Source organism: Capsulimonas sp. (assembly GCF_039929585.1).
Taxonomy (GTDB): Bacteria; Armatimonadota; Armatimonadia; order Armatimonadales; family Capsulimonadaceae; genus Capsulimonas.
Genome location: NZ_JBDSQY010000043.1, coordinates 1 through 13407, shown reverse-complemented (window position 1 = coordinate 13407; position 13407 = coordinate 1). Strand labels below are relative to the sequence as shown.

Here is a 13407-nt window from a genome sequence, read left to right as displayed (position 1 = left end):
AAGTACGTTCATCGACCTACGTGGATTTAAGAGCCTACGACACATATAACAAATGCCTGCGGCGCTTGGTCTGAACCCGCGCAGGCGGGTGACCGTACTTTGAGCCGCGAATTCATTCGCCAGGCTTCTGAGAAGTGAATGATAAATGCGTATCCATATTGGTCTCGATATCGGCGGCACAAAGCTGATTGTGGCGGCGGCGGACACTCAAGGCGTCCTGCTTCGCCAAACGCAATGCCCCACGCCGCGCGATCTTGATGAGGGGTTGGAGCTGCTCAAGGCAATGACGCGTCGCGTCGCGGGTGAAGATTCGATCGCCGCGATCGGCGCATCCGCGGGAGGTCCGCTGGATCACGTCACGGGGATCGTTTCTCCACTGCATCAGCCGCAATGGCGGGATGTCCCTCTGAGAGCGATCTTCGAGCGTGAGTTCGGGCGTCCGTTCGCTGTCGATGTGGACACCAACGCGGCCGCGCTCGCCGAATATCGGTGGGGCGGGGATACTCCCGAGCGTCTCCTTTATCTGACGCTCAGCACGGGAATGGGCGGCGGGCTGGTGATCGGCGGCGCCTTGTACCGAGGGGCGGGCGGCGTTCACCCCGAAGTCGGCCATCAAGCCGTGCCCCCTGTCGGGTCATTCCCACATCCCGTGATCTGTGAATGCGGCTCGGAGAGCTGTCTGGAAAGCTTCGTGTCGGGAAACGGCATACGGCGCCTGTACGGAAAGCCCGCCGAGCAGCTTGATCCCGCAGAGTGGGCGGAGGTCGCCGTCAACCTCGGCCTGGGCTTACGCAATATGGCGGTGTGTTACGCCCCGGATGTTATTGCGATTGGCGGCGGCGTCGCGGTCGGCGGCGGAGAGCCCTTTCTCACCCAAGCGCGCCGTGTGATGGCGCAGGGGCTGAAGCTGGTCCCTGCGCCGGAAGTACGCTTGAGCCGTTTGGGATACGAAACGGCTCTTCGCGGAGCCATTGCGCTGGCGATGACCGCAGCCGGCGAATCTGGCGGCAAAATTAACGCTGAGTTGAATATCGATGATTTCGCTTGACCTGATGTCATAATTCATTAATGCGAGTATCAATCAAAGATGTGGCGCTTCGGGCGAATGTGTCACGCGGAACCGTCTCGCATGTGCTGAACGGCAACGTGGAGGCGCGAATCGCGCTGGAGACGCAGGAGCGGGTTCGCAAGGCGGCGAGCGAGCTGGGTTATGTCCCCAATCAGATGGTGCGCTCGCTTTTCCTCAGCAAGACCCAGCTGATTGGGGTGCTGATCACAGGCATTGAAAATCCCTTCTTCATCGAGCTGCTGGGCGCCAGCGAACGGGCGATTTCCGGGGTGGGGTATCGCCGATTGGTGGACGCCTCCATTCCCTATGACGCAACGGCGCGTCCAGAGATTTTGTCCGTCTGGCCTGTCGACGGGATCCTGATGCACGCCGCCATCGGCCGCGTGTCCGAGGGGATTCTTGGCGCTCCCGTCTCCCACGTTCCGGTGGTGTACCTGGATTCTTCGGCCGACGCGCATCGGGACACGGTGCAGTTCGATCTGCGTCCCGGCATGACGGCCGCGGAAGAGCATCTCTTTGCGCGCGGCCACAAACGCATCGGCGTGGTCAGTCCGTACGATCCATTTGACGTGTTCGTGAAGCAGCGCCATCAATCGCTCTACGCCGCCGAGCACGACCGGGACGTACGTGTAATCTCGTTCAAATTGGACGATAACAGTCGGTGGGGAGCCCTGAACCTGGGGCTCCACGTCGGCGCCATGGCGTCTTCCGAACGGCCCACCGCGCTGATCTGCCACAACGACCATATTGCGATCGGCGTTTACCATGGCCTGCTGCGCGCCGGGCTGCGCGTTCCCCAGGACATCGCTCTCATCGGTGTCGATGGGATTCGAGAAGGTGATTGCCTGGACAAACCGCTTTCCACCATCAAGAACCCCGTCGACGATTTGTGCCGGATCGCGGTCGCCATGCTGCTCGAACGGATCGACGGGGTAGTGGACGGCGCGCCGAGGCATGTGACCGTTCCCAGTGTTTTTCTGCCCAAAGGGACGACATAGGATTACGTAATCAATGACGAACGAAATCGGACAAATCCCGGCCTACGGCGTCTATCACGAGAGCGGCCGTCCGCAATTTCACTTTACCGCTCGGCGTAACTCGCTGAACGCTCCCAACGGCCTTGTTTACTTCGAGGGCGAGTATCATCTGTACTTCCAGCATAACCCCAAGGGCAACAGCTGGGGAAATATGACCTGGGGACACGCCGTAAGTACGGATCTGGTGACATGGCGGCAGCTGGACAATGCGATTGAGCCGGATTCTCTGGGGATGATCTACTCCGGGTCCGCCGTGGTGGACCATGAAGACACTGCGGGATTTGGGACCGGCGAAGGGCCGGCGATTGTGGCGATGTACACCGCCGCCGGCGGTTCGTCGCCGGAATCCGAGGGGCAGCCGTTTACCCAGTGTCTTGCATACAGCAACGACCGGGGACGGACGATGACGAAATATGCCAGCAATCCCGTTCTGCCACATCTTGTCGGAGAGAATCGTGACCCGAAGGTCATCTGGTATGCGCCTGGCCGGTTTTGGGTGATGGCGCTGTTTTTGGACCGGGAAAAATTCGCCCTGTTCACCTCGCCAGACCTGAAGCAGTGGACGCGTTTGCAGACCATCGCGCTGGCGGATTCCAGTGAATGCCCAGATTTCTTTCCCCTGGTTGTGGATGGGAGAGTGGAGGATGAGCGCTGGGTCTTTGTCGCCGCCAACGGTCACTATCTGATCGGGCGTTTCGACGGCTGCGTGTTTACGGAGATCGCCGGACCGTATCTGATGGACGTCGGCGCAAATTTCTACGCCGGGCAGACGTTCAGTAACATTCCGGCCGCCGACGGCCGGCGCATCCAGATCGGTTGGATGGCCGGCGGGGTCTATCCTGGGATGCCGTTCAATCAGCAGATGAGCTTTCCCGTCGAGCTGACTCTGCGCGATACCCCCGACGGGCCACGTGTTTTTCGATATCCCGTGTCCGAAATCTCATTGCTTGTGGATCGCCATAGGGAGTGGCGCAATTTGACCGTGGCGCCCGGGGAAAACCCTTTGCATGAGATCGATTCGGACCTGCTCGATATTTCCATCGAAGCGCGCTTAAGCGCCGAATCGGTTTTCGGATTTCGGATTGGCGGCAGGGAGATACGGTACTCCGCGCCCGATCAGATCATCTCTTGTCTCGGCCGCGCCGTCAAGCGTGAAAGCCAGGATTCGACAATTGCGCTGCGCATCCTCGCTGACCGCACTTCGATCGAGATATTCGTCGACAATGGCCGCACGGTACTGTCCTTCTGTGTAACGCCTACAGAGCCGCAGCCACAGCTGGAGTTTTTCACCGAAGGCGCGTCCGTTCACCTCATTGCCTTGGACGTTTGCGTTCTCTTATCGGCATGGCCCGATCCCACTTGATCTTATTCAAACGACTGATTGTCACCGGGCGCTTGTTTCGCGGCTAGTGGATTGCCGGCTTTGTCTGTTTCCACCACGCCGACCACCGCTGCGCCTGGATTTGACGGGCTTTAGCGCTGGCCCAGGGATCGTAGGTGAGATTCGTGGCGATTTGCCGCGTGCGGAGCAGTGTTTGCAGGGTGCGATAGGCGCCGGCGCGAACCGCCAGGGTTTTGTCGCTGAGGCCGGCGATCAGCGCGGGCAGGGCGTCATCTCCGGCATTGCTGAGGAGGACGACCATGGGCGCGATCTGGGGTTCTTCAAATACGCCGAGCTCCTGCACCAATCCATGGAGACCGGCGGCGGCTTGTTTGGGGTTCTTTGCTTTAAGCGCTCCGTAGGATTTGCTGCTGAGAGCGGTTTTTACCGCCGTGAGGTCCGGGTTGGCCGCCGGGCCTGACACACCCGCTGCCGAAGATTTTAGATGCAATGCCTTGCTGAGTTCGTCCAGGAAGTCTTGCGGGCCGCGATAGCCCTCTGTATCTAAAATCGCTGGTCCGCCGTTCGAAGGCAATAACATCACACGCGGGATGGCGTTGATTTGGTATGTTTGGGCCTCCGCCTGATTTTTATCGACATCGAGACGCACGCAGATGACGTTTTTGAGCGCGGCTTTCACGGCGGCGTTGGAGAACGTATCTTGCTCCATCTGGCGGCACGGGCCGCACCAGGTTGCGGAAAAGTCGACTAAGATCGGTTTTCTTGTTTTTGCCGATTGGATCTTCGCGGCGGAAAGGCTGCTTTGCCACGAGACGTCGGCAAATGCGCAGGACGACCAGAATATCAGCAGGAGCGCGATTGTATACTTCATGTTGACACCAATGATTTTCAATGTGCGATCTTCGGCCAGAAGGTCGCGTAGTGGAAATTCTCGCTGTTTTCCTGGTCGTGACAGCGGATACACGTGGCCGGCGTCACGGGGCGCAGGGTGCTCGGTTTGTGGACCTTGGAGCCAGACGCCGCCGCTGCCTGCATGGTATTAATGTGCTCTTTGCCTCGCCCATGGCAGCTTTCGCACTGCACATTTTCGAACTGCGGTGTGCGCTGGGCGTCCACAAAGCCGCTGTAAAGACCGTAGCCGACGGTGTGGCAGCTGAGGCATTCGGGGTCGTACTGGCTATTTTTCTTCACCAGAGTTGTGTACGCGTGCGCATGTCCGGAGGCTTCGTAGACCTTGTGCGCATCTTGATGGCAGCTGATACATGCCGTCCCTCCGACAAACTCATCTGCGGTGCTCGCCGCGCCCGAGATCCGCTCCATCCCTTCCGCCGACGCCAGCTCGTAACGCCGGTCCCGAAGCTCGTCTTTATAGCGGGCGATCAAAGCGAGCATCGCCGCATCTTTGGCGACTTGATCGCCCATGATTTTAATCCCACGCGAGCTTTCGGCGTAGTATCCATTTCCCTTGCGCTTCAGATCGATCTCGCCCATTACCTTGCCCCGGTCGGTGACGTTGAATAGAAATGCGCGGTTGGCGTCCTGCGTGGTGTTCGACGACTGCGGGACATCGCCGCCGAGGATACAGTTCACCTCGGGGAAGTGCGCGGCGATTTGCCGCTGCGTGCTTTCATCAACAAAGGCGAGTACGACAATATAATCCGATGTCCCTTTGAGCGTGTTGATCACGTTCGACAGCGCTTCGAGCGGCGGTTTGACATCGACGCCCGGACCACAATCGATTGGGTCCAGCGCGGTAACACCCGTCACGCCGATGCGCAGACGGCCGCGTGTCACGATCCGGCTGGTTTCCACGATAGGAGCGCCGTCCCGTTTTGCGACGACATTCGCCGAGACGAAGGGCAGATGCGACTGCGCGATCATCTGGCGCAGCGTATTCAAATCCAGACCCGCCTCGGTTTTGCCCAGATTGACGGCGTCGTATCCGATCTTGCTCATCCCGTCCATCAGATAATGTGTCTTCATCTGTTCGTACGGGCGGCCGCCGGGGGTGAGGTTACCGGCGTCCAGAATGACCCGGTTCGCCGCCGGGGCGGCCCGCATCAGCGTGGCGCGGCCGGGCAGGCCGCCAGCCTGATCGCGGCGGCATCCGCACGGCTCCAGATATCCCCGGCTGTCGCCCGTCAAAAAAAACGTCAGGCGATCCGGATAGGCCGCGCTCCCGGACTTGCACCCACCCGTGAATGCGATCGCCAGGAGACCGGCGAGGACAAACGAGGAGGCAGCCAGAACGATTTTATTTGTCGAGAATTGAAGCGCCATGGTTAATGCAGCAGGGCGTAGGCCAGGATATTGACATTGATCCGTTCGGCTTCGCCGACTTCATCGCCGCCGCAGCAGCAGCAGTTTTGGGCGTGCGCCGTATCGTTGAGTCCATCCGACGAGAACAATACGACGATCTTGCCGTTGACCGTCAGTCCCTCCAGCTGCGCGGTGTGCTGCGCATGGGTCGTCTGGACATTGCTGATCTTGTAGACGGTGCGGAAGATCGGGTGGGTGAGCGGGATCGGCTTCATCTTCTGACCGGGAAAGATCGTCGCCATCTCGCTCCGAAAAGACTGTGTCCATTTCGGGTCGGAGCATCCCGAGGACGCCAGCAGAAATCCTCCATGCGTCACATAGTAGCGCAGCTGGGTGCGCTCCTTCGGCGTGAGATTAAAACCGCCCTCGCCGGTCATGATCGCGAACGGATATTGATAGAGCGCGTCGTTTTCTAGGTTGACCTTTGTAAATTTCGAACTCGTGTCGATATTCGTTTCCAGCTGAAGCCGCTGCAGGAATCTATCGCTGTAACAGACCGAACTCTTATCGACGGCATAGATAAGATTGGCGCATTTGACCTCGCCGCCCGCTTCATTCTGAGCCATGGCCCCTGCCGCCGCAGAGAGAATAACGGCGGCGGCGAAGATTGTATTTCGGAATTTTTTCATTTTCTTGTTTCCACAGATGCAGAATACCACTATTGCCCGTCCGCCACGGACTTAAAGTAATCGCTGATCATTTTTCGATATTCCGGCGGGTATCGATTGGGATCGTGATCGCCGGCCTTCGCCGGTTTCTGTGATGGATTTTTCATGACCTCGACATCGCTTGGCGAGAGGGGGGCGGACCCGGTTCCCAAATGATTGGCGTGACGCATCTTTTTCATTCCGCCGGTCCCGGTCATGGTTTGCGTACTGGGCATGTAGGCTTTAGGGCTGCGCACGGTGTATCCGCCGCCGCTTTTACCGCCCGGGCCCGACTGCATCCCGCCCGCGCCAAAGCCCATGCCGTTTTGACCTTGGCCATTGCCCTGTCCGGAGCCGAACTGATCCAGGGACTTGCCAAGGCCGGATTGGCCGAGAGACTGCGCGAGTGAGATATCCAGCTCGCCTTTGGCCTGGCTCTGGCAGGCGCCGGCCTTTTTCACCATGGCCTGCAATTGCTGGAGCGCGTTTTGCGCGTTTTCAAATCCCACGGGGCCGTTCCACTGCTGGAAGCTGTCGCCCGCGCTCTTCATCAATTCCGAGATTTTGCGCCGGTCTATCTCATCGGCGATCTTGCGCGCCGTATCGGCCGCTTTCGGGAAGTGGGCCTGCGCGGTTTCCGCGTGTTCTCGGAAGTCCTTTTGCAGCTGTGTCAGCTCGCGCTGAATATCCGCCTGCTCGACATGGAGCGCATCCAATTTCGTCTTGCTTTCCACATCGTTTCCGGAACTCTGCTGAAACTCGCGCGCCTTCAGCACAAGCTGCCCTTGGCGGTTGAGCAGATCCATGAAGCGCTGCGTGTCGTTGTAGAGCGGCTGGATCTCCATCATATGCTGGACGGCGGCCTGCGCCTGTCCCTGCATCTGTTCATTGGCCTTCGCCAGCTGTTTCGCCGCATCCTCAGCGCTCTTTGCGGCTTGCGCGGGGCTGCTGCTTTGCGCCTGCTGCATGGCGCCGTTCGCCGCGTCGCCAACCTTCTGCGCGATTTCGCTGATTTTTTTCTTCAGGGCGCGCTCAAAGTCCGTGGGCGATGGCGACTGGCTAAACTCCTTCATCGCCTTCGCCATTTGCTGAGCGCGTTTTTGCAGATCTTGCTGCTCCTTTTTCGCCTCCGCGATCTGCTTTTGCAGACCAGGATCGCCGGGTTTCTTCGCCAGCTGCTTTTGCAGGTCCTGCATCTTTTGCGCCAGCTGCTGCTGCTGATCCGCCAGATCTTTGACGGCGCTGACAATGTCGTCGGTATCTTTGTTCAGATCGGCGGGAGTCCGCTCTTGTTTTAAGGCTTCGTTGAACTCTTCCTGACTCACAACCTTCATGGTGTACGTCTCAGTCTCGCCGATGTTCGGTTTTCCGGGATTGTTGTCGTAGGCAGTCGCGTAGTATGTGATTTTGTCGCCCGGCCGCACGCCAAGGTCCGCCAGATCCATCGTAAGTTCGTGCGTGGCGCGCTTGACGGGAACTTCGGGATAGCTTCGTGGACTGTCCGCGAGATCATTGATCAGACGGTGGATCTGCACGCTTTGCACGCCCTGATCGTCTTCCGCGTCGATGCCGACCGGCACCTTCATCTTGGGAGTTACCAGGATATCCTGGGTTGGAGTGGTGATCCAAACGTTCGGGCGCGCATCTTTGTCGAGTGTGATCTTGCCTTTGGCCGCATCCGGGTTAATTTGTCCATCTTCGGCGGTGAGCGACAGGCGATACTCTCCCGATCTTGTGATCGTCATCTGGACGGACGCCTGCTGTTTATTCTTTGGATCCGGCTGGAGCGCGATCTGCTGGTCGCCGCCGGGAATATCCGTTTTCAGCGTGAGCAGCCCCCCGCTGAGCGGTCGGTTGCTCGTAATTTGGAATGTTGCGGTCGTGCCGGCCAGACCGTGGATCCCATTCGGGCCGACGGTTTCCTTCGTGGGCGGATGCGCCGTGTACGCCGGGTAGACATAGGAGACTTGCAGGCCGGTGATAGTCGGCGGCTTGGCGACCGTGATGAGATAACGCGCGCTGCGCCCGGTGTTCGCCTGGACGTAGAAACGTGTGTTTTCGCGCAGGGAATCCAGGGTGACCGAATAGACGCCTGGTTCTCCGCTCTCCAGCGCGATCTTCTGCCACTCGGCGCCGTGCGCGCTGGTCATGAGCGACACGGTATCTGGTGTTTGCCCGCTTAACTTAACGCTCACCAGCAGGCTTTCCCCATATCGCACAACCGCTCCCTTCGGCTGAACATCAAAGCGTGTGACAGAGTAGGGTGGGGTGACATCATCCATCCAGGGCGCGAAGAGGCGGGGCGCCACGGCGAGGAAGCCGCCGGAGAATAAGAGGGCCACAAGAGCCCAGGCAACGCCCAAAATCGCCATGGTGCGCGCCGCAGAGCGTTCCGCCGTTCGATCCGCCCCCTCGATTTTGCCCAGACCCGCCGTGGCGGTTTCTCCGCGCCGCACTTCGCGCTCCATCAGAGGCGCCTGTCCCTCAGGCGCATCCGGCAGCGCATGCTCGAACTGGATCGCATTGATAAACGCGTTGTCCACTTCCGGGTGTCGTTCTTCGAGAATTCGGGCGGCCCACTCGTCGCTGTAACCCAGCCGCGAAGAAAGATCAAGGATCGATTTGATCTTCCATGCAAGAAACGCGACTTGACCGGCGAGCGCGACCCAGCGGAGCCAGACCGGCAGGCCGAAGACGAGGTCGAGCACGAAGAGCGCCGCGAGAACAGTCATCCACTGCCAGGCCAGACGATAGAAGGCCGTGCGGATTTGTGTCGAGCGCGCCTCGGCGGCGGCTCGCCGGAGATTACTCTTAAGCGGGTTCAGATCGGCTGGTCGTGTTGGGTTATCGATCATTTCAGTTTCTCACGATCTCATCGTCGCCATCAATAGGACGAAGTTACCGAACGCATGCTTTTGAGATAGACCTGCATGGCTGTATCGAACTTCCATCGGCGGATTGACTTCAATGTCCATGGGCCGGCGCGCTCGAAGCGCGCGATGTAATCGGGCGTCGGCATTCCCGATCCCATCATGATCGTCATGGCGGATTGCGCGGACGCCGTATTGTTGAAGAAAAAGTGCGCCTCGGCTTTTGTATGGGCGTCGTTGAACAAACAGGGGCCGTCCTGCTGCAAAATCGTGGCCTCCGCCTCCCGAGGCCCAGTAAACTCCAGCAGCCGAGTCCCGGCAAGATGGGACATCTGCTGGGCGTAATCGTCCTGTGTCATACACAGGACACGCGCGGAGGCGCCGAGAAATTCCTGCCAATAGGGGCGGTCCAGCACGACGATGATGGGCGTTGTCGACTTGTCGCCGCCATAGATTCCGCTGAAAATGGTTTGCAGCAGCGTCGCCCGGTCCGAGATCGCTGGTCCGGCAAGTGGATTCATATCCTGGTTGTCGGGGAGACCATCTCCGTCAGAATCCGTTTTGCTGGGATCGGTCCCGAATCGCTTTTCGATGAGATCGGACAGCCCGTCATGGTCGGTATCTTTTCGCAATTCCGTGAGTGATAGGGTCATTGCGCTGCCCAGGGTGTTTGCGGCCTTCTCCTGAAGCATTGAGTACTTTTGTGCGAGCTTGGTCCGCTGCTCCATGGGGATCTTGGGGTCGGACATATCCTTTGTAATTTTGGCCAGATCGTCCGCGGATGAGCCCTTGGGAGGGCCGAGAGTGACCTGATCCTCGTTGACACTGAGAACGCAAGAACGCGTGGGAGTTACGGAAGAACTGCTGTAATAAGAACTGCGTGAAGCGGTGAAGGCTTTTCCCGTAAAGAGAAATTCGGCCCACTGGCCTCCCCGCCTGCGGGCGAGCCAGATATCATTGGGATCGCCGTAGCGATCGGACAGAAAGACCGCCCAGGTGTCCAGACCTGCCGGCGCGGTGGTAATACAGGTGATGCTCTTCGCCGCGACATCGGCCGCCGTATCGGACTTCCCGGTTTCCTGGGGAGTTTTTAGGAGAAACGCCGGCTCCACGCCGAGGGTGCGCTGCTGAACGGAGCTTTGAAACGGCGCCACCTCGCCGATTTTGAGCAGCGCCATGCGCGCGGACGAGCGCGATTGGTCCGGCGCGTCGGGATCGAAGGCGGCGTCGGTCAGCATCTTCTTGACTTCCGGGCTTGAGCCTCCTGTCAGGATCTTGATCAATTTCGTTTTGAGGGCGGTGCGCGCGGTTGCCGATCTGCTCCCTTTTTGAGGCGCGCTGAGCTGCTGTTGGAAGGTGAGCAGCGCCTGCTTTGCCGCAGGCAGATCCATTGCGTTCAGCGTGTCGATCGCCGCGATGGCGCACTGCGGTTTGGCGACATCAAGATAGTCGGTGAGAGCAGGGACCGCCGGACTTCCCAGCGTTCCCAGCGTATCGAAGGCGGCGATCGCCTCGGCGCCGATTGGAGTCGCAATCGCCATCTGTTCGGCCTGGGCGATCTCGTCGCTGGAGGCGGCCTGCCCGGTTTGGCGAGCCTCAAAGGAACTGTTCGGCTGCGGCGCGTTTGCCGCAGCCTCATCAATGGGCTGCTTCAGTCGCGCGATTTCGGCGTTGATCTTCGCCGGATCAGAGTAGGCTTTCAGCTCCCACTGGCCGGTCGCCGTGCTGACCATTTCCGCGCCGTAATACTCCCCCAGGCGCTGCATGACGCCACTGAGATCCAATTTGTCGATGACTTTGAATTCCGGCCGGTCAATTGTGCGCTGCTGAGACGGACTGCTTCGGTAAGAGGAAGTCGGATCGGTCATTGCATCCTGACTGTCTTCGTCCGAATCTTCGGTTTTGTTGCGCGCCGCGCGAAAGTCCGCGCGCTTTTTCAAAAGTGCGGCGTCAGTTTTGATCTGGATACGCTCGACATCGGCGAAGGCGCGCAGCATGGCGTCATCTGTCGGCCCGGTCAGTAACAAACCAATCGTCTCCACGGGCGGCTGAGTTTGAATGCGCTTTAGATCTTCGGGCGCTGCGAAGTCCAGCAGAACATACCCTTTGGATGTGTCCCACGCCATCGGCGTTCCGGCGCTGCGCATCGCCTCCATGGTCGATTGGATCGTACGTTCTGTGCCGTCATAACTGCGTCCTGCCCCACCGGACGGATTGAGATCATCTAAAGGCTTTGGCGCAAAGACGACCCACGTTCCGCCGGCCTTATGGGCAAACGCTGCGGCGATGCTCAGTGGTTCTTGAGAATCCGCGCCGCCGCCGTAGAAATCGGTGTAGGAAAGGGTCTTACTGAGATCCGCCGTGGCCGAAATCTTCGCGCTCGCCGGCGATACTCCCGTTCCAATTTGTGTGGGATTTACGCTGGGCGGCGTGGGGCCGCACCCCAAGATAGGGGCGAATGATATGACGCATATTCCAACGATGATTGGTCGATAATATCGCATATTTTTCTTCTCTATAACAGTCCGGCCCGCCGGCGCAGAATCCATTCGATGGTGAAGATGGCCAGAAGGATTGCAAGGATCGGACCCCGATCCCAGGCGCTTTGGGAATCGGTCTTTCTGGAGATCACTTGCAGTGAATCCTTGAGCTTGAGCGGAAGCTGATCGAGATCGTTTGCGGCCAGCATCTCCCCGCCGCCAGCTTCCGCGATTTGATGCATCATCTCCGGATCGGCCGCCGTCACCAGATCTTCCTCGCTGCTTGGAAACACGCTGAACGGAACCATCAGCGATCCGCCATTCGGCCGTCCCAGCCACGCCGTATACTCCCCGGGAGCGTGCGCCTTGAACGAGCCGACGAAGTTCGCTTGTGTGGATCCACCCCTTGCCAAGGTCACATGCTCGGTCTTCCCATTCGGCAGGACGATGGTCACCGGCGGAACGCTCGCTTTGGCTTTGCCGCGTACAAAGGCCATGAGCGAGACCGGCTGATTGGGCGAGTAGCTGGCGCGGTCGGTTTTCAGGGACAGGTCCTGACCCGGCAGGAAGTCCGATTGATTGACAAGCCAGCGTACCAGCTGCGTCCAGAAATCGTTGTAGCAGCCGCCGTAATCCTTCATGTCGGGCGGCAGGAGCGCCCAGCGCCAGAGACCTTCGCCCACGACGGAGACGGCTTTGCCCTGCCCGTAGTTCTGGTAGGCGATCATGGCCATCTCCTGGCTTGCATTTCCTGAGGGTGATCCGGAGGCGCGCGCCAGGACGACGGAGAGCGATTTCTCGCCTTCTACTTTCGTCGCCGAGATCAGGGTGGGCAGTTTTTGGATCACGAGGTCCGGGTTGGGCGTGGCGGAGAAATTGAACGCCGGGTTGCGCCGGCCTTCATCCGTCACCTTCATGCGCACATCTTGTATCTCCTCGGAGCTCCATTGCAGCGGCTCCAGTGCGCTGAGATTTCCGGTCTGCTTGCCGGGATTGCCGCGCAGGAAGATGACATTTCCGGAGTGGTCCGAAACAAAGGTCTTGAGCGCCTCCGTGCTTGGGGGATCGAAGAAATCTTCGTACCCTTTTCCAATGACGACGACATCGTACTTGGCGAAATCCGCAGCTGTCCGCGGGACCGTGATTTCGCGAGGCTTCTGGGCTGACGCCGTGTCGGCGCTTCCCGCCACCGCGAACGTCTTGTCGCTGGTCAGCTTGAAAATAGAGTCAACTTCGATGCTTGGGTCGGTGTGCAGCGCCTGGATAAGGAATTTAGCGTCCCAACTAGGGCGCGCTTCCAGCACCAGGACACGCGCCTTCGATTTCAGCACTTGCAGGTACGCCGTGCTTTTGTTGTTGGAAAGAGTGACCTCGCCCGGCATGCCGTGCAGCGCCATCGTATAAGGATAGACCCCTTCTTTGTCCTGATGCACGGTGAAGAGTACGGTGGATGGATGGTGGTCGTCGAGCGTGATGGTCTTTGTTTGCAGGGTTTTACCGGCTTCGATGAGATCGAGCTGCGCGGTCTGTCTGGAGTATCCCACGCTGCGCACCTCGGCGCTGAGCGGCGTTTCCTGCTGTGGGGCGGCGAAGATTTGCGGTCGCCGGTTGAGCAGCGACGCATCTCTCCCCTGGCTGACGGT

The 13407-nt window shown here is 59.3% G+C and carries 9 protein-coding genes; 3 read left to right on the top strand and 6 right to left on the bottom strand.

Annotated features, from left to right (window positions below; genetic code table 11):
• Positions 1-145: 145 nt before the first annotated feature.
• From ABIZ35_RS03045 to ABIZ35_RS03035, 3 genes are read left to right on the top strand one after another with little or no spacing between them, the layout of a single operon-like run.
• The gene (locus ABIZ35_RS03045) at positions 146-1048 is read left to right on the top strand and encodes an ROK family protein (protein ID WP_348218397.1); all 903 of its coding nucleotides are present in this window, start codon (positions 146-148) and stop codon (positions 1046-1048) included.
• 20 nt (positions 1049-1068) lie between these two features.
• Positions 1069-2067 (top strand): LacI family DNA-binding transcriptional regulator, encoded by a 999-nt coding sequence (locus ABIZ35_RS03040; RefSeq protein WP_348218396.1) that lies wholly within the window; start codon positions 1069-1071, stop codon positions 2065-2067.
• Positions 2068-2080: 13 nt separating this feature from the next.
• A complete protein-coding gene (locus ABIZ35_RS03035) occupies positions 2081-3469 on the top strand; it encodes a glycoside hydrolase family 32 protein (RefSeq protein ID WP_348218395.1) in 1389 nt (462 codons plus the stop codon).
• 43 nt (positions 3470-3512) lie between these two features.
• On the opposite strand, the gene ABIZ35_RS03030 is transcribed toward ABIZ35_RS03035, so the two are convergent.
• The 6 genes from ABIZ35_RS03030 to ABIZ35_RS03005 all read right to left on the bottom strand — a co-directional run.
• A complete protein-coding gene (locus tag ABIZ35_RS03030; RefSeq protein ID WP_348218394.1) occupies positions 3513-4319 on the bottom strand; it encodes a thioredoxin family protein in 807 nt (268 codons plus the stop codon).
• 17 nt (positions 4320-4336) lie between these two features.
• Positions 4337-5728 carry a multiheme c-type cytochrome gene (locus ABIZ35_RS03025; RefSeq protein ID WP_348218393.1) on the bottom strand — a complete coding sequence of 464 codons (1392 nt, stop codon included), beginning with the start codon at positions 5726-5728 and terminating at the stop codon, positions 4337-4339.
• Between the two features lie 2 nt (positions 5729-5730).
• The gene (locus tag ABIZ35_RS03020) at positions 5731-6396 is read right to left on the bottom strand and encodes a DUF4159 domain-containing protein (RefSeq protein WP_348218392.1); all 666 of its coding nucleotides are present in this window, start codon (positions 6394-6396) and stop codon (positions 5731-5733) included.
• Between the two features lie 29 nt (positions 6397-6425).
• A complete protein-coding gene (locus tag ABIZ35_RS03015; RefSeq protein ID WP_348218391.1) occupies positions 6426-9269 on the bottom strand; it encodes a hypothetical protein in 2844 nt (947 codons plus the stop codon).
• A 29-nt stretch (positions 9270-9298) separates the two neighbouring features.
• On the bottom strand, positions 9299-11788 hold the full coding sequence (locus ABIZ35_RS03010) for a hypothetical protein (protein ID WP_348218390.1): 2490 nt from the start codon (positions 11786-11788) through the stop codon (positions 9299-9301).
• 11 nt (positions 11789-11799) lie between these two features.
• The coding region (locus tag ABIZ35_RS03005) for a hypothetical protein (RefSeq protein WP_348218389.1) at positions 11800-13407 on the bottom strand (1608 nt) is incomplete at its 5' end.